The organism is Rhodanobacter sp. Soil772 (genome assembly GCF_001428385.1).
GTDB lineage: Bacteria > Pseudomonadota > Gammaproteobacteria > Xanthomonadales > Rhodanobacteraceae > Rhodanobacter.
The window spans coordinates 181485-197681 of record NZ_LMSK01000002.1; the positions used below are offsets into that span (position 1 = coordinate 181485).

Genomic DNA, 16197 nt, shown 5'->3' on the forward strand with positions numbered 1-16197 from the left:
CACCGCACGGCGGTTCGGAGGATGGCATCGGCGGGGTGCCAGAAGCCGCTATAATGCGCGGTTTGATGAATTCCTTTCCGTACCGACCCTGCAGGCGGTGCGGCGCACGCCTTCGGAGGTTGCATGAGCTCGCAGTACATCTTCACCATGAACGGGGTCAGCAAGATCGTCCCGCCGAAGCGCCAGATCATCAAGGACATCTCGCTCAGCTTCTTCCCCGGCGCCAAGATCGGCCTGCTCGGCGTCAACGGCGCGGGCAAGTCCACCGTACTGAGGATCATGGCCGGCGTGGACAAGGACTTCCAGGGCGAAGCGCGCGCGCAGCCCGGCACCAAGATCGGCTACCTGGCGCAGGAGCCGGACTTGAACCCGGCAAAGACTGTGCGCGAAGTGGTCGAGGAAGGCGTCTCGGTCATCCTCGATGCGCAGAAGCGGCTGGAAGAGGTGTACGCCGCCTACGCCGAGGACGGTGCCGATTTCGACAAACTGGCGAAGGAACAGGAAAAGCTGGAGAACCTGCTCGCCGCCAACGACGCGCATGCGCTGGAGCGCCAGCTCGAAGTGGCCGCCGACGCGTTGCGCCTGCCGCCGTGGGACGCGGTCATCGGCCCGCTGTCCGGTGGCGAGAAGCGCCGCGTGGCGCTGTGCCGCCTGCTGCTGTCCAAGCCCGACATGCTGCTGCTGGACGAACCCACCAACCATCTGGACGCCGAGTCGGTGGACTGGCTGGAGCAGTTCCTGCACGACTACCCCGGCACCGTGGTCGCCGTCACCCATGACCGTTACTTCCTGGACAACGCCGCCGAGTGGATCCTCGAACTCGACCGCGGTCGCGGCATTCCGTGGAAGGGCAACTACACCGAATGGCTGGAGCAGAAAGACGCCCGCCTGAAGCAGGAAGCCAACACCGAGAAATCGCGCCAGAAGGCGATCGCGAAGGAGCTGGAGTGGGTGCGCTCGGCCGCCAAGGGCCGCCAGTCCAAGGGCAAGGCGCGCCTGGCCCGCTTCGAGGAACTGAACTCGGTCGACTACCAGCGCCGCAACGAAACGAATGAGATCTTCATCCCGCCGGGCGAGCGCCTGGGCCAGGAGGTGATCGAGTTCAAGAACGTGACCAAGTCGTTCGGCGACCGCGTGCTGATCGAGGACCTGTCGTTCAAGGTGCCGCCGGGCGCCATCATCGGCGTGATCGGCCCGAACGGCGCCGGCAAATCCACCCTGATGAAGATGATCATGGGCAAGGAAACGCCGGACTCCGGCGAGGTGAAGCTGGGCCACACCACCAAGCTGGCGTACGTGGACCAGTCGCGCGACGCGCTCGATCCGAAGAACAACGTGTGGCAGGAAGTCTCCGGCGGCTCGGACATCCTCACCATCGGCAACTTCGAGATTCAGTCGCGCGCCTACATCGGCCGCTTCAACTTCAAGGGCACCGACCAGCAGAAGATCGTCGGCAGCCTGTCCGGCGGCGAGCGCGGCCGCCTGCACATGGCCAAGACCCTGCTGCAGGGCGGCAACGTGCTGCTGCTCGACGAGCCATCCAACGACCTGGACGTGGAAACCCTGCGCGCGCTGGAAGACGCGTTGCTGGAATTCCCGGGCAGCGCGATCGTGATTTCGCATGACCGCTGGTTCCTCGACCGCATCGCCACCCACATCATCGCGTTCGAGGGCGACTCGCACGTGGAGTTCTTCCCCGGCAACTACAACGAATACGAAGCCGACAAGAAGCGTCGCCTCGGCGAGGAAGGCGCACGGCCGCACCGCGTGAAGTACAAGAAGCTGGCTTGAAGACCGGGATTTGGGATTGGGGATTTGTGATTCGGAGAAACGGGCCGGGGCGATTCGCCGGAAACTGCCGGCTCGTCATCCCAGCGCAAGCTGGGATCCAGTGACTCCGTCGCCTCAAGGCCAAAGACACTGGGTTCCTGCTTAACGCAGGAACGACGAAATGAGGCCTTCCCTCACTTCTCCACCGGAGACCACGATGTACTTCATGCAGTCACTGCAGCAAGCCTGGAAGAATCACGACTCGCTGGTCTGCGTCGGCCTCGATCCGGAACCGGCGAAGTTTCCCGCGCACCTGCGTGATGCGCCCGACGCGGTGTTCGATTTTTGCGCCGCCATCGTCGACGCCACCGCCGGCCTGGTCTGCGCGTTCAAGCCGCAGATCGCGCACTTCGCCGCGCTGCGCGCCGAAGACACGCTGGAACGATTGATCGCGCACATCCACACGAAACATCCCGGCGTGCCGGTGATCCTCGACGCCAAGCGCGGCGACATCGGCAGCACGGCGCAGCACTACGCCCGCGAGGCGTTCGACCGTTACCAGGCCGACGCGGTGACGCTGAACCCGTATCTCGGGCGCGACTCGATCCAGCCGTTCCTCGACCGCGCCGACAAGGGCGTGATCCTGCTCTGCCGCACGTCCAATCCCGGTGGCGCGGATTTCCAGGCGCTGGATTGCGGCGGCCAGCCGCTGTATCTGCGCGTGGCCGAGACCATCGCCCGCGACTGGAACGGTCATGGCAACTGCGCGCTGGTCACCGGTGCCACCTGGCCGCAGGAACTGGGCAAGGTGCGCGCGCTGGTCGGCGAGATGCCGCTGCTGGTGCCCGGCATCGGCGCCCAGGGCGGCGACGTGGAAGCGGTGTTGGCGCACGGCAAGACTGCCAGTGGCAACGGCCTGCTGATCAGCTCGTCACGGGCCATCATCTACGCCGGCCACGGCGAGGATTTCGCTTCGGCTGCACGCGTTGCCGCGCAGGCATTGCGCGACACCATCAACCGCTACCGCTGACCCCGGCCGTCGTCTGCCGACGACTCACGCCACTGGGCATCTTCCGGCAGGGCATGCGGCGGAATTGACGTTCGCACGCCGGACTGCATCTCCAACGTCACGCCACCGGCCGATTTCGCGCTCTGCGCCTGTCCGCCCGATCTGCGTCGCCCGGGACTGCTGGCGATGGCGGTCGTGATGACCTGCCTGCGGGCGGTGTGGAATCTTGTCATGGCGGGCAAGTAACGCTGCCCGCCGCACGAAGATCAGGCTGCCGACTTCGCTGCCTGCAGCATTTTCACCTTCAGGTCCAGCGCATCGGCCGCATCCAGCAAGGCGCGCGCGAAGCTGCGCACTTCGGCCGGACGCAAGGCATACCAGTTTCCGCTCTTGCTGGCCTCGGCCACGTTGCGTCCCGCGCGGGACACGCAATGCGGCCGGAAGATCACCATGCCGGTGAGCGATTCCGAGCTGATATCCGCAGAGACGATCTGCATGTGCGTTTCATCTTCTTTCTTCACCGAACTTCTCCCGGGCGGACATCCGCCCTCTCACAGCTTACGCTACGGGGAGTTCAGCGGTTGTTGCCTGCGTCGATGGAGCCCGCCAGGACTGCGTACAGCATCAGCCGGCCGGACAGATGGCCGTCGCTTCGACGGCGGATGACCTGGACAGACGCCGCCTCAACCAGCGTTCGCACGGCTGCGACAATCCGCGCGCCACCAGCGCACCGAGCCCCCAGCACAGCAGCAACGCCGGCGGATACCACAGGAAGCCGAAGGTCACGTCGCCGCCGCTGGCGCGATACAGCCATACCAGCGGGAACACCACGAACATGTGGCTGAGGTAGATCTCGTAACTCAGCCGCCCCCACGAGCGCAGCCAGCCGAAGCCGCGCCACGGACGCGGCGGGTGCGCCTGGCAGGCGACCAGCAACGACATCGCGGACACCGTCAGCAACAGCATCACGCCGTCGTGCAGCAGCGGCCACAGCCAGCGCCCGCCCAGCGTCGAGGCCAGCAAGCCAACCACGCCGAACGCGTACAGAGCCCTGACCTGTCCCGCGGATGGCGTCGGCCAACGCGCCGCCAGCAGCGCGCCGATCACCCCGGTGGCAATCGCCGCCATGCCCGGCAGGTAAGCCTTCTCTTGCCAGATCTCGTTGCCGTCCAGCATGGCTCGCGTGAACGGCAGCGACAACGCCAGCAGCACCAGCGCCGGCAGCAGGATCCAGCGCCGCCGCGTCAGCAGGCACACCAGCGGAAAGCCGATGTAGAACACCTCCTCGATCGACAGCGACCACAGCACGTCCCAGCTGCCCGGCAGGTAGCCGGTCTGCCCCTCGTACCAGTTCAGATGCAGGCCGAGCGCGGCAAGGATTGCGCGCGGCAACGACTGGTTGGCGTGGACGATGGTGTAGTCGCGCACACCGGCCAGGTGCAGCACGCTCAGCACCGCCACCAGCACCAGCAGGCACGGCACGATGCGGGCGAAACGCCGCGCATAGAATGCGCGCATGTCGATCCGCTCCAGGCTGCCCCAACGACGCAGCGCATTGCCCGCGATCAGAAATCCCGAAACCACGAAAAACACGAACACCGCCTCGTAGCCGTTGTAGTTCAACCGGCTCAACAGCCACGCCGGCAACACCTCGGCCAGCGCGGTCTGCTTCAACGGAATGCGCAGGCCGAGATGGTTGAACACCACCAGCACGATCGCCAACCCGCGCAGCAGGTCGATGCCCGGGTTACGGGCGCTGGCATCGGGATGAATCCCGGTCCGGGTTGATTCCGCTGGCGGCATTGCGGGTGGCGTTCTCTCGGGCGTGCCGCATCATCCGCGAGCGCTGCGCCCACGGCAACCGAGATGGTCGTCAGCCCACCACCTCAACACCATGCCAGAACGCCACTCGACCCTTGACCTGTGCGGCGGCATCTTTCGGTTGCGGGTAATACCAGGCAGCTTGCGGATTGATCGCGTCGCCGACAACCAAGTCGTAGTAACTCGCCGTGCCCTTCCACGGACAGACACTGTGGTGGCCGCTGTCGCGGAAATGCTCGCGCCGGAGCGAGTCGGCAGGGAAATAGTGATTGCCCTCGACCACCACCGTATCGTTGCTTTCTGCGAGCACGGTGTCATTCCACATCGCGCGCATCAGTCGCCTCCCATGTCCTGGCCCGGAAACAGCACGTCGGTATAGCCGAACTTGCTGAAGTCGGTGATGCGCGAGGGATACAGCCGGCCGATCAGGTGGTCGCATTCGTGCTGCACCACGCGGGCATGGAAGCCTTCGGCGGTGCGTTCGATGCGCGCGCCCTTGGGATCGATGCCTTCATAGCGGATCAGCGACCAGCGGCTCACCGCGCCGCGCAAGCCGGGCACCGACAGGCAGCCTTCCCAGCCTTCCTCCATGTCCTGCGACAGCGGCGTGATCACCGGGTTGAGCAGGATCGTGCGCGGCACTTCGGGAGCGTCGGGATAGCGCTCGGAATGCTCGAAGCCGAAGATCACCAGCTGCAGGTCGACGCCGATCTGCGGTGCGGCCAGGCCGACTCCATCGGCGGCCTGCATGGTCTCGAACATGTCGGCGATCAGCGCATCGAGTTCCGCGCTGCCCAGCATCGCGGGGGGCACCAGCGGCGCGATGCGCAGCAGGCGCGGGTCGCCCATCTTGAGGATTTCACGGATCATGCGCAGCCTCGTCGTCGGGAAGGTCATGGCCTGCGATGGTGTCCACTCCTGCGTGAACGCCGGCTGCCCGATCACCTGCCGCCGAACACCTTCTTCAGCAGATCGGTGGTGCGTGCGGCGGGGTTCTGGCGGATCGACTGCTCCTGCTCGCCGATGGTGGTGAACAGGCCATCCAGGGTCTTCACGGTCACGTAATCGTCCAGGTCCAGCGGGCTGCCGCCCTTGTTCGACTTGCCCGACTTGCCGCCGAATGCGCCCAGCGCGCTGCCCAGTTCGCCGCCCATGCCGCCGGCGGTGAACGACTTGTACTTCTGGGTGACGCCGACGCTGTCGGTGGCGTTGGCCACGATCGGATGGATGCGCGCGGTCAGCGCATCGCCGGCGACGCGGCGGAAGAAGTCGGTGGCCGCGTGGTCGCCACCGGCGAGGATGCCGCGCGCGTCGTCCAGGGTCATCTTGCGGATCGCGTCGCCGAAGATCTCGGCCACTTGCGGCACCGCCTTCTCCGCCGCGCGGTTCATGCTCAGCTCGAACGCGTCGACCTTGGCGCCCTGCCCCAGCTGGCGCGCCAGCTTGCCGGCCTGCTCGAGTTTGCCCGGCAGCGGAATGCGCACCTTGCTGTTGTTCCAGAAGCCGCCGTCGCGGCCCAGGCTGTTGATCGCGTTGGTGGTGCCCTTGGCCAGTGCTTCCTTGAGCCCGGCGGCGATGTCGCTGTTCGGCAGGTTGCTGCCGAGCTGCGATGCATTGGACGCATGCGTCGACTGCTTGACCTTGTTCAGCAGGTCCTTGAACTGACCCGAGCCGGCGGCCGTCAGCGGCAGCGCGGCGACCGTGAGGGCAAGGCTCAGCAAACCGTAGCGAACCGCGATGCGCATGACGAATTCCTTGTAGTCGGCGGGGCGGCCAGTGTAGCGCCGCCGCCTCGTCACGGCGTGACGACGCGGACCTCACTATTCGACCAATGGCTAATGCCGATTGGCCGGTTTTGGGATTGACCGCCGTGGCCGGCAGGACGACCCTTGCGGCATTGTCGAGGAGAATCCGCCCATGCACGCCGCCGTCATGCCCAAGCCCAGTCCGGCCAGCAAGATATTGTGGGTCGCCATCGCCATCGTCGGCGCATTCTGCCTGGGCGTGGTGGCCCTGCGCCGGGGCGAGCCGATCAACGCGATCTGGCTGGTCGCCGCGTCGATCGCCATCTTCGTGATCGGCTACCGCTTCTACGGCAAGTTCGTCGAACACTCGGTGCTGAAGCTGGACCCGACCCGCGCGCCACCGTCCGTGTTGCGCAACGATGGCCTCGACTACGTACCCACCGACAAGTGGGTGGTGTTCGGCCACCACTTCGCCGCGATCGCCGGCGCCGGTCCGCTGGTCGGCCCGGTGCTGGCCGCGCAGATGGGCTACCTGCCCGGCACGATCTGGATCCTGTTCGGCGTGGTGTTTGCCGGTGCGGTGCAGGATTTCATGATCCTCGGCCTCTCGCTGCGCCGCGACGGCCGCTCGCTCGGCCACATGTTGCGCGAGGAGCTGGGGCCGCTGCCCGGCATCGTGGCGATGGTCGGCGTGCTGGTGCTGATGATGATCGTGCTGGCGGTGCTGGCGCTGGTGGTGGTCAAGGCGCTGACGCACAGCCCGTGGGGCACGTTCACCGTGGCCTGCACCATCCCGATCGCGTTCCTGATGGGCGGCTACATGCGCTGGTTCCGCCCCGGTCGCATCCTGGAAGTGTCGATCATCGGCCTGGTACTGCTGCTGGCCTCGATCTGGTTCGGCAAGAACGTGGCCGACTCGGCCACGCTGGCGCCGCTGTTCGATTTCGACGCGAAGGCGCTGGCCTGGTTGCTGATCGCCTACGGTTCCTGCGCCTCGGTGTTGCCGGTGTGGCTGCTGCTGGCGCCGCGCGATTACCTGTCCACCTTCCTCAAGATCGGCACCATCGCGCTGCTCGCGCTGGCGATCTTCCTGGCCGCACCGACGCTGCAGATGCCCGCGGTGACCAAGTTCATCGACGGCACCGGCCCGGTATTCGCCGGCGACCTGTTCCCGTTCCTGTTCATCACCATCGCCTGCGGTGCGGTGTCCGGCTGGCATTCGATCATCGCCTCCGGCACCACGCCGAAGCTGCTCGCCAACGAAGGCCAGGCGCGCATGGTCGGCTACGGCGGCATGCTGATGGAGGCGTTCGTGGCGATCATGGCGCTGGTCGCCGCCGCCTCGCTGCACCCGGGCGTGTACTTCGCGATGAATTCGCCCGGCGCGATCATCGGCACCACCGTGCAGGAAGCGGCCACCACGATCAGCCAGTGGGGCTTCGTGGTGACCCCGGACGAACTGCTGCAGACCGCGAAGGACATCGGCGAGGGCAGCATCCTCAGCCGCGCCGGCGGTGCGCCGACGCTGGCCGTGGGTATGGCCCAGCTGCTGCACAACATTCTTCCCGGCGGCGGCATGATGGCGTTCTGGTACCACTACGCGATCCTGTTCGAAGCGCTGTTCATCCTCACCACGGTGGACGCCGGTACCCGCGTGGGCCGCTTCATGATCCAGGAGATCTCCGGCCTGATCTACAAGCCGCTGCAGGCCACCGAGTCGTGGACCGGCAACCTGCTGGCCACCGCAATCTGCGTGGCGCTGTGGGGTTACTTCCTGTACCAGGGTGCGGTCGACCCGCTCGGCGGCATCAACACCTTGTGGCCGTTGTTCGGCATCGCCAACCAGATGCTGGCCGCGATCGCGCTGATGCTGGCCACCGTGGTGGTGGTGAAACTCAAGCGCGAGCGCTACGTGTGGGTGCCGGGCATCCCCGCGTTGTGGCTGATCGTCTGCACGCTCACCGCCGGCTGGGAGAAGCTCAGCGGCCCGATCAGCTTCACCGCCGCCGCCAACAAGTACTCCGCAGCCATGCAGCAGGGCCAGTTGCTGGCTCCGGCCAAGAACGCGGCCGAGATGCAGCGGATCGTCACCAACAACTACGTGGACATGGCGCTGACCGGCCTGTTCATGGCGCTGATCGTGGCGATGGTGCTGTTCTGCCTGCGTGCGCTGGTCAAGGCCTGGCAGACCAATCACCCGACCGCGCACGAAGAACCGTACGTGGCGCTGGGCAGCGTGACCGGCTGAGGACGACGCGATGAACGCAACCCTCCAGTCCGTACGCAAGTGGGCGGTGCAAACCGCCCGCCTGTGCTGCGGCGTGCCCGACTACGACGTCTACGTGAAGCACCTGCGCGAACACCATCCCGAACGCAAGGTACCCAGCTACAAGGAGTTCTTCCGCGAACGGCAGGAAGCCCGCTACAAGGGCACCGGCGGGCGCTGCTGCTAAAGGCCGTCGCGACGACGTTGCACGAACCTGCCGGCAGGCCATGCTCTCGACGGCTCCCGATCCCCGTCAAGGAGCGTCGCCCGCCGGCAGGCTCCTGCACCCGCGCACCTACGGCGACCGTGCCGGTACGCACTGGTCAACCGCGCGCAAGCGAGGACAATGGGCGGCTTGCCTGTCCCGTGTCCCGTCATGCCCGAGCACAAGAACCCCGCACTTCCCCCGCACGAGGCCAGCCCGGTGCAGCATCACCCCGGCCTGCGCGTCATCGCGATCTACGAGATCATCAAGACCGCGTGCCTGCTGCTGGTGGCGATGGCGGCGTTTCATCTCGATCGCCAGCAGAACTTCGAGCACCTGGTGCACTGGCTGGAGCACCTTTCGCTGGCCGACAGCAACAGCCTGCGCTGGAAACTGGTCGGCCTGCTGGAGGATTTCGGACCGAGCCGGTTCGTCGCGGTCGGCGCGGTCGCACTCGGCTATGCCGTGCTGTTCGGCATCGAAGGCGTCGGCCTGTGGCTGGGCAAGTACTGGGCCGAATGGTTCACGGTGATCGCCACCGGCTCGCTGATCCCGCTGGAACTGTACGAGACGCTGCACGGCTTCGGCTGGCTCAAGCTGGCCACTCTGGCCGGCAACGCGGCGATCGTGGTGTATCTGGTGCGCATCGCGCTGCAGACGCGAGCGGCACGACACGCAGCGAAACCTCACACCTCGTGATGCGCCGCCTCGGCGGATAGCGCCGCGCGTCGCGGCATCAGCTCGACCAGGTACATCGCGGCCAGGATCAGCCCGCCGCCGAGCAGCATGCGCCAGCTCAGCACGTCGCTGCCCAGCAGCACCGCGAACGCGGCGGCGAACACCGGCTCGGTAGTCATCACGATCGCCGCGCGCGCCGCCGGCAGGTGCGACTGCGCCCAGGTCTGCATCAGCATCGCGCCGGCGCCGGCGACCAGCGCCATGTACAGCACGGCGAACCAGGCGCTGCGGTCGGGCGGCAGCACCGGCCCGTGCGGCGCGGTGGCGAGCAGGCAGACCGCCGCGATCGCCACCATCTGCACCGCCGACAGGCCGAACGCCTCGCCCTGCCGCGACCACTGGCCGAGCAGCACGATGTGCAGCGCGTACAACGCGGCCGAGGCCAGGGTCAGCCACACACCCAGGTCGACCGAGACGCCGTTCAGCGACAGCAACGCCAGCCCGGCGGTGGACAGCAGCACCGCCAGCCACACCACGCCGGCCATGTGCTGACGCAACAGCAGCAACGCCAGGATCGGCGTGAACACCACATACATGCCGGTGGCGAAACCACTGACGCTGGGCGAGATCAGCGTCAGCCCCCAGGTCTGCAACAGCTGGCCGATGCCGTAGATCACGCCGAGCAGCAGACCATGCAGCACCTGCTGGCGGCCGAGCCGCCATACCGGCCGTGCGAACAGCGCCAGCATCGCCACGGCGGCGATCACGAAACGCACGGCCAGGAAATCCGCCACCGGCATGCGCCCGACCACGTCCTTGATCAGCACAAAGGTGGAGCCCCACACCGCGGTCATGGCGATCAGGCCGAGCGTGGCAAAGGTGGCGAGCGTGCGGGGGCTGGACATGGTGGCTGGCGAAACCGGAAGCGAAAAGGTGGACAGTGCGGCAAACCCGCCGCGCGGTGCAACACGTCGCGGCAACGCCGGCAACGTGCGCCCGCGCTATTCGCTTCCGGTCGCGTGCTGCGCGCCGCGCTTTCTCGGCAACCGCCACAGCTGGCCCGGGATCTGCAGCAGGAAATGCGTCCAGATGCCCAGCCACACCACGCCAGCCGTCAGCGGATTGCGTGCGGCCGGATCGTGCTTGCGGAACCAGCGCCACATGCCGCGGTGCTTGTGCCGGCTGACGAATACCGGGCGATGCCGGCTGGAACTGCCCTTGCCGTGCTGCACGCGCACGTCGCCGGCCAGCAGCACGTGGTAGCCGAGGTCGCGCACGCGGCGGCACAGGTCCAGGTCTTCGCAGTGCAGGAAGTAGTCTTCGTCGAAACCGCCGAGGCGCTGGAACATCGCGCGTGGCATCAGCATCACCGCGCCCGACACCGCTTCGGCCTCGACCACCTCGGCCGGAATCTCCCGCTCGATGTTGACCTTCTCGCCGGAACGGCCGAGCAGGCTGTTGAGCGAGCGCTGCAGCAGCGGGTCGCGGCGCCACGAAGCCGGATCGGGGCGGCCGTCGGCATCGCACACCACCGCGCCGATCAGGCCGGCCTTGGGCTGGCCGGAAAGCAGGGCCAGCAAGCGCTGCAGATCGTCCTGCTGCAGCAGGCAGTCGGGATTGAGGATCATCAGCGCCTGGCCATGCGCCTGCCTCGCGGCGAGGTTCACCGCCGGGCCGAAGCCCAGGTTGCGATAGTTGTAGATCGCCTTGAGCCGCGTGTCGTGCGCATGCGCGCGTTCGATCGCCTCGGGCACGCCGTCGTGCGAATCGTTGTCGACCAGGATCAGTTCCAGCGGCAGCGTGCTGGCCAGCACACTGCGCACACACTCACGCAGCGTCGGGCCACTGTCGGCGGACACCACGATCACGCTGAGCGCCAGCGCGAACGGCGAGCGATGGGAAACAGGAGTAGCCACCCGACAAGTATGCGCGGAGACATGCCCAGGGAGAACAGTCCGCGACATCATGGCCCGGAATTCGTGGCTCGTCGCAGCTTCACGTTTCTTCCACGTCGTCTTCGCCAAGCACCGCCGGCAACGCCAGCGGCATGTCGTCGTCGCGACGCAGCAGCCACGGCTGCTCGCGATACCAGCCACCCAGCTGCCAGCCGCGCAGGCGATGCTGCCGCTCGCGCTGGCGATCCCACAGCAGCACGCCGCGGTCGTGGTGCAGGCGCGCGGCGAACCAGCGTCCACCCGGACTGAATGCGGCCGACGTGCCGACGCCGTCGATGCGCTCGCCGGCTTCGAAGAAGTACGCGCCATCGCGGTAGACCACGCGGCCATCCAGCGGATCGACCAGCTCGTCCGTGACGTCCCGCCACGCCGGCGGCTGCAGCTCGATGATTTCCGCGGCCGGGCCGATCGGCGCCATCGCCAGCTCGGGCCACTCGGCGGACGGCGCGGCCGCCGGTGCGCGGCGCAGCGCGCGGTCGAGCCACGCCTCCAGGCCGGCCAGCAACGTGTAGCCGGCCAGGGCGCCCAGCAAGGCCGCGCCCCAGGCAAACACATCGCCGCCCAGTGCCTGCTGCAGCGCGAACAGCACGCCCGGCAAGCCCCAGCGCAAGGCGCGCCGGATCAACGCGGCATGCGCGACGGCCAGCCGGTGCTGCAGCAAGGCCACCACGGCCGCCAGCGCCAGCAGCAACGGCAGGCCGAGCCACCACGGCAACAACGCCAGCAGGGCCAGCCAAATCGCCCGCGCCAGCACGCCACGCCACCAGCGGCGCCAGGCCACCGCTCAGCGCCTCGTTGCGCGGTGGGCGATCAGCCGCACCACACGCGGGCGTTGCGGAACATGCGCATCCACGGCGAATCCTCGCCCCACTGTTCCGGATGCCAGCTCAGCTGCACGCTGCGGAACACGCGCTCGGGGTGCGGCATCATGATCGTCACGCGGCCATCGGCGGCGGTGAAGCCGGCCAGGCCGCCCGGCGAGCCGTTGGTGTTGAGCGGGAAGTTCTCGGTCGGCTTGCCGCGGTTGTCGACGAAGCGCACCGCGCCGTTCGACTTCGACGGGCTGCAGGCGTGCGGGAAACTCACCCGGCCCTCGCCGTGCGCCACCGCCACCGGAATCCGCGAGCCGGCCATGCCCTTGAAGAAGAGACTCGGCGTGTCGAGGATCTCCAGCGTGGCCAGGCGCGCCTCGTACTGTTCGGACGCGTTGCGCAGGAACTTCGGCCAGTGCTGCGCGCCGGGAATGATCTCCTTCAGCTGCGACAGCATCTGGCAGCCGTTGCACACGCCCAGCGCGAACTTCGTCGGATCGGCGAAGAACGCGGTGAACTCGGCACGCAGCATCTCGTTGTACAGGATCGAGGTGGCCCAGCCGCGGCCGGCACCGAGCACGTCGCCGTAGGAAAACCCGCCGCAGGCCGCGAAGCCGCGGAAGTCCGCCAGCCGGATCCGCCCGCTGGCGAGATCGGACATGTGCACGTCCACCGCGTCGAAACCGGCGCGGGTGAACGCGGCCGACATCTCGACCTGGCCGTTGACGCCCTGCTCGCGCAGGATCGCGATGCGTGGGCGTTCGCCCTTGCCGATGAACGGCGCGGCGACATCCTGCGCCGGATCGAACGTGAGCTTCGGGGTGATGCCCGGATCGGCATCGTCGAGCCGCCACTCCGACTCGGCATCGGCGGTGAGCGGGTTGTCGCGCAGGCGCTGCATCGCGTGGCTGGTCTCGTTCCACGCCTTGAACAGCGTGCTCCAGTTCCACTTGAACAAGGTCTCGTCGCCGAGGAACAGCTTGATCCCCAGCTTCTCCTTCGGCCGACCGATGCGATGGCTGATGCCGGCCAACTCGTACTTGACCAGCAAGGCCTCGAACGCCTCGCGGTTCGCCTCGGCCACCTGCACCACCGCGCCGAGTTCCTCGTTGAACAGCGCGCGCAACGTCGCCTCGGCCCAGCCGTCCAGATGGATTTCCAGGCCGCAGTGGCCGGTGAACGCCATCTCCAGCAAGGTGGTGATGACGCCGCCGTCGGAGCGGTCGTGGTAGGCCAGCAGCAGGCCGCCCGCGTTCGCTTCCTGGATCAGCTCGAACAACGCCTTCAGCCGTTTCGCGTCATCCAGGTTCGGCGGCACGCCGCCCGAGCGATTGAACACCTGGGTCAGCGCCGAGCCGCCAAGACGGTCGCGCCCGGCACCCAGGTCGATCAGCCACAGCGCGGAGTTGCCGCGGTCGAGCCTGAGCTGCGGCGTGAGCGTGCGGCGCACGTCGCTGACCCGGGCGAAACCGGTGATCACCAGCGACACCGGCGATACCGTGCGCTGCGCGGTGTCGCCGACCTGCCACACCGTCTGCATCGACAGCGAGTCCTTGCCGACCGGGATCGAGATCTCCAGCTCGGGGCACAGTTCCATGCCGATCGCCTTGACCGCGTCGAACAGCGCCGCGTCCTCGCCCGGATGGTTGACCGCGGCCATCCAGTTCGCAGAGAGCCGAATCAATCCGAGATGTTCGATCGACGCCGCGGCCAGGTTGGTGATCGCCTCGCCGACCGTCAGCCGTGCCGCGTCGGCGCTGCTCAGCAAGGCCACCGGCGCGCGCTCGGCCATCGCCATCGCCTCGCCGGCATAGCCGTCGAAATCGGCGATGGTCACCGCGCAGTCGGCCACCGGCACCTGCCACGGACCGACCATCGGGTCGCGCGCATTCAGACCGCCGACGGTACGGTCGCCGATCGTGATCAGGAAGCTCTTGCTGCCCACGGTGGGCAGCCGCAACACGCGCAACAGCGCCTCGTCCATGCCGATGCCGGTGAGGTCCGGCACCAGGTCGATGCGTATCTTCAACCGCGTGGCGTCGCGATGCATCCGCGGCGGCTTGCCGAACAGCACGTCCATGGGGAGGTCGATGACGATCTCCCGGGATTTGGGATTCGGGATTTGGGATTCGGTAGAAGCAACGGCTCGTGTCACCAACAGGCGACGCTCGACGGTGGCATCGCCGACGACGGCGTAGGGGCAGCGTTCGCGCTGGCACATGGCTTCGAATTCGGCCAGGTTTTCCGGCGCGATCGCCAGCACGTAGCGTTCCTGCGATTCGTTGCTCCACACCTGCATTGGCGACAGCGAGGGGTCGTCGCAGGGAATCTTCGACAGGTCGATCACGCCGCCGACGCCGGCGTCGTTGAGCAGTTCGGGAATCGCGTTGGACAGGCCGCCGGCGCCGACGTCGTGCACGCTGACGATCGGGTTGTGCTCGCCGCGCGCCCAGCAGGCGTCGATCACTTCCTGGCAGCGCCGCTCCATCTCGGCGTTGTCGCGCTGCACCGAGGCGAAGTCCAGCTCCGCGGTCGACGCGCCGCCGGCAACCGACGAGGCCGCGCCACCGCCCAGCCCGATCAGCATCGCCGGGCCACCCAGCACGATCACCTTGTTGCCCGGCTGCACCGCGTGCTTCAGCACGTGGCCGGGGCGCAGGTTGGCCAGCCCACCGGCCAGCATGATCGGCTTGTCGTAGCCACGGCGCAGGCCGGGCTCGGCGCTCTCGTGCTCGTAGCTGCGGAAATAGCCGCCCAGGCAGGCGCGGCCGAATTCGTTGTTGAACGCGGCGGCACCGAGCGGGCCGTCGCGCATGATCTCGAACGCGCTGGCCATCCGCGGCGGCAGCGGGCGATCCACTTCCCACGGCCGCGGCAGGCCGGGAATGCGCAGGTCGGACACCGAGAAACCGGTGAGCCCGGCCTTCGGCTTGCCGCCGCGGCCGGTGGCACCCTCGTCGCGGATCTCGCCGCCGGCACCGGTGGCGGCGCCGGGCCACGGTGCGATCGCGGTGGGATGGTTGTGCGTCTCCACCTTGATCGCGTAGTCGATGCGTTCCTCGTGGCCGCGCCACACGCCATCGGCCGGGTCGGCGAAGAAGCGCCGGCCGGTGCTGCCCTCGATCACCGCCGCGTTGTCCGAATACGCGGACAGGGTATGTGCGGGCGAACGCCGGTGGGTGTGCTTGATCATGCCGAACAGGGTCTTGTCCTGCTCCGCGCCGTCGACCGTCCAGCTGGCGTTGAACACCTTGTGCCGGCAATGCTCGGAGTTCGCCTGGGCGAACATGAAAAGCTCGGCGTCGGTGGGGTCGCGGCCGAGTTCGGCGTAGCGATCGACCAGGTAGTCGATCTCGTCGTCGGCCAGCGCCAGGCCCAGCCGCGCATTCGCCGCGGCCAGCGCGGCCTGCGGGTCGGCGCCGAGCGCCACGTGCACCAGGTCGCCGGGCGAGCCGGCCAGGAACAGGCCTTGCGCGTCCTCGATCCGCCGCAGCACCGACTGCGTCATCGCATCGTGCAGCACGGCCATGATCGCGACATGGTCCGGCGCCTCGACCGGCGGCAGGCCGGCCACCTGCCAGGCCAGGCCGCGCTCGACCCGACGCAAATTGAAGCCGGGCACGTCGAAACCGGCGCCATGCAGGATGTCGGTGGCCTTGCTCGACCACGGCGAGATCGTGCCCAGTCGCGGCACCACCCACAGCGTGGCCGGCTCCGGCGCCGCGTCCTTCGCCTCCAGCACGGCCAGCAGGCGCTGGCGCAGCGCACCCTCCGGCGCCGTCTCGGCGTCGACGAAGTAGACGAACCACGACGCCTGCACGCGCACGCCACGATGCAGGGCATCCAGGCGGGCATTGAGGCGTTCGAGGCGGAACGGCGAGAGGGCGTTCTGCCCGTCGAGTGCGATCATGCGGGGAACGGCACTATGCGAAGGAA

At 67.7% G+C, this 16197-nt stretch carries 14 protein-coding genes; 5 read left to right on the forward strand and 9 right to left on the reverse strand.

The features are described from left to right. Positions 1 to 123: 123 nt before the first annotated feature. Positions 124 to 1791: an energy-dependent translational throttle protein EttA gene (ettA, locus tag ASG75_RS07600; protein WP_056387435.1), complete on the forward strand. Its 1668-nt coding sequence runs from the start codon at positions 124 to 126 to the stop codon at positions 1789 to 1791. 196 nt (positions 1792 to 1987) lie between these two features. Next, entirely contained in the window at positions 1988 to 2800 is an 813-nt protein-coding gene (pyrF, locus tag ASG75_RS07605) for an orotidine-5'-phosphate decarboxylase (RefSeq protein WP_056387437.1), read from the forward strand. A gap of 245 nt (positions 2801 to 3045) precedes the next feature. Here the strand turns inward: pyrF and ASG75_RS07610 are convergent, their stop codons facing one another. From ASG75_RS07610 to ASG75_RS07630, 5 genes are all read right to left on the reverse strand, one after another. Further along, positions 3046 to 3276: a hypothetical protein gene (locus ASG75_RS07610; protein WP_056387440.1), complete on the reverse strand. Its 231-nt coding sequence runs from the start codon at positions 3274 to 3276 to the stop codon at positions 3046 to 3048. A gap of 127 nt (positions 3277 to 3403) precedes the next feature. Then, positions 3404 to 4582, reverse strand: coding sequence for an acyltransferase (locus tag ASG75_RS07615; RefSeq protein ID WP_056387444.1), 1179 nt, complete (start codon positions 4580 to 4582; stop codon positions 3404 to 3406). A gap of 70 nt (positions 4583 to 4652) precedes the next feature. Continuing rightward, the gene (locus ASG75_RS07620) at positions 4653 to 4934 is read right to left on the reverse strand and encodes a DUF427 domain-containing protein (protein WP_056387448.1); all 282 of its coding nucleotides are present in this window, start codon (positions 4932 to 4934) and stop codon (positions 4653 to 4655) included. Next, complete coding sequence (def, locus tag ASG75_RS07625) at positions 4934 to 5470, reverse strand: peptide deformylase (protein WP_056387451.1); 537 nt, start codon at positions 5468 to 5470, stop codon at positions 4934 to 4936. Before def ends, ASG75_RS07620 begins: the two co-directional genes overlap by 1 nt. 71 nt (positions 5471 to 5541) lie before the next feature. Beyond that, a complete protein-coding gene (locus ASG75_RS07630; RefSeq protein ID WP_056387454.1) occupies positions 5542 to 6345 on the reverse strand; it encodes a DUF4197 domain-containing protein in 804 nt (267 codons plus the stop codon). Positions 6346 to 6517: 172 nt separating this feature from the next. Between ASG75_RS07630 and ASG75_RS07635 the strand changes: the two genes are divergently transcribed. The 3 genes from ASG75_RS07635 to ASG75_RS07645 all read left to right on the forward strand — a co-directional run bounded on the left by ASG75_RS07635 (position 6518) and on the right by ASG75_RS07645 (position 9515). After that, positions 6518 to 8593: a carbon starvation CstA family protein gene (locus ASG75_RS07635; RefSeq protein ID WP_056387457.1), complete on the forward strand. Its 2076-nt coding sequence runs from the start codon at positions 6518 to 6520 to the stop codon at positions 8591 to 8593. A 10-nt stretch (positions 8594 to 8603) separates the two neighbouring features. Further along, positions 8604 to 8798: a YbdD/YjiX family protein gene (locus ASG75_RS07640; RefSeq protein ID WP_056387460.1), complete on the forward strand. Its 195-nt coding sequence runs from the start codon at positions 8604 to 8606 to the stop codon at positions 8796 to 8798. A gap of 189 nt (positions 8799 to 8987) precedes the next feature. Beyond that, complete coding sequence (locus tag ASG75_RS07645; protein ID WP_056387463.1) at positions 8988 to 9515, forward strand: DUF2127 domain-containing protein; 528 nt, start codon at positions 8988 to 8990, stop codon at positions 9513 to 9515. Here the strand turns inward: ASG75_RS07645 and ASG75_RS07650 are convergent. The 4 genes from ASG75_RS07650 to purL all read right to left on the reverse strand — a co-directional run bounded on the left by ASG75_RS07650 (position 9503) and on the right by purL (position 16171). Continuing rightward, entirely contained in the window at positions 9503 to 10399 is an 897-nt protein-coding gene (locus ASG75_RS07650) for a DMT family transporter (RefSeq protein WP_056387465.1), read from the reverse strand. The two genes, ASG75_RS07645 and ASG75_RS07650, sit on opposite strands and share 13 nt — an antisense overlap. Before the next feature lie 96 nt (positions 10400 to 10495). After that, positions 10496 to 11410 carry a glycosyltransferase family 2 protein gene (locus ASG75_RS07655; RefSeq protein WP_157616919.1) on the reverse strand — a complete coding sequence of 305 codons (915 nt, stop codon included), beginning with the start codon at positions 11408 to 11410 and terminating at the stop codon, positions 10496 to 10498. A 79-nt stretch (positions 11411 to 11489) separates the two neighbouring features. Beyond that, positions 11490 to 12230, reverse strand: coding sequence for a hypothetical protein (locus ASG75_RS07660; RefSeq protein WP_056387468.1), 741 nt, complete (start codon positions 12228 to 12230; stop codon positions 11490 to 11492). Positions 12231 to 12259: 29 nt separating this feature from the next. Beyond that, positions 12260 to 16171 carry a phosphoribosylformylglycinamidine synthase gene (gene purL, locus ASG75_RS07665; protein ID WP_056387471.1) on the reverse strand — a complete coding sequence of 1304 codons (3912 nt, stop codon included), beginning with the start codon at positions 16169 to 16171 and terminating at the stop codon, positions 12260 to 12262. Between the last annotated feature and the right edge of the window lie 26 nt (positions 16172 to 16197).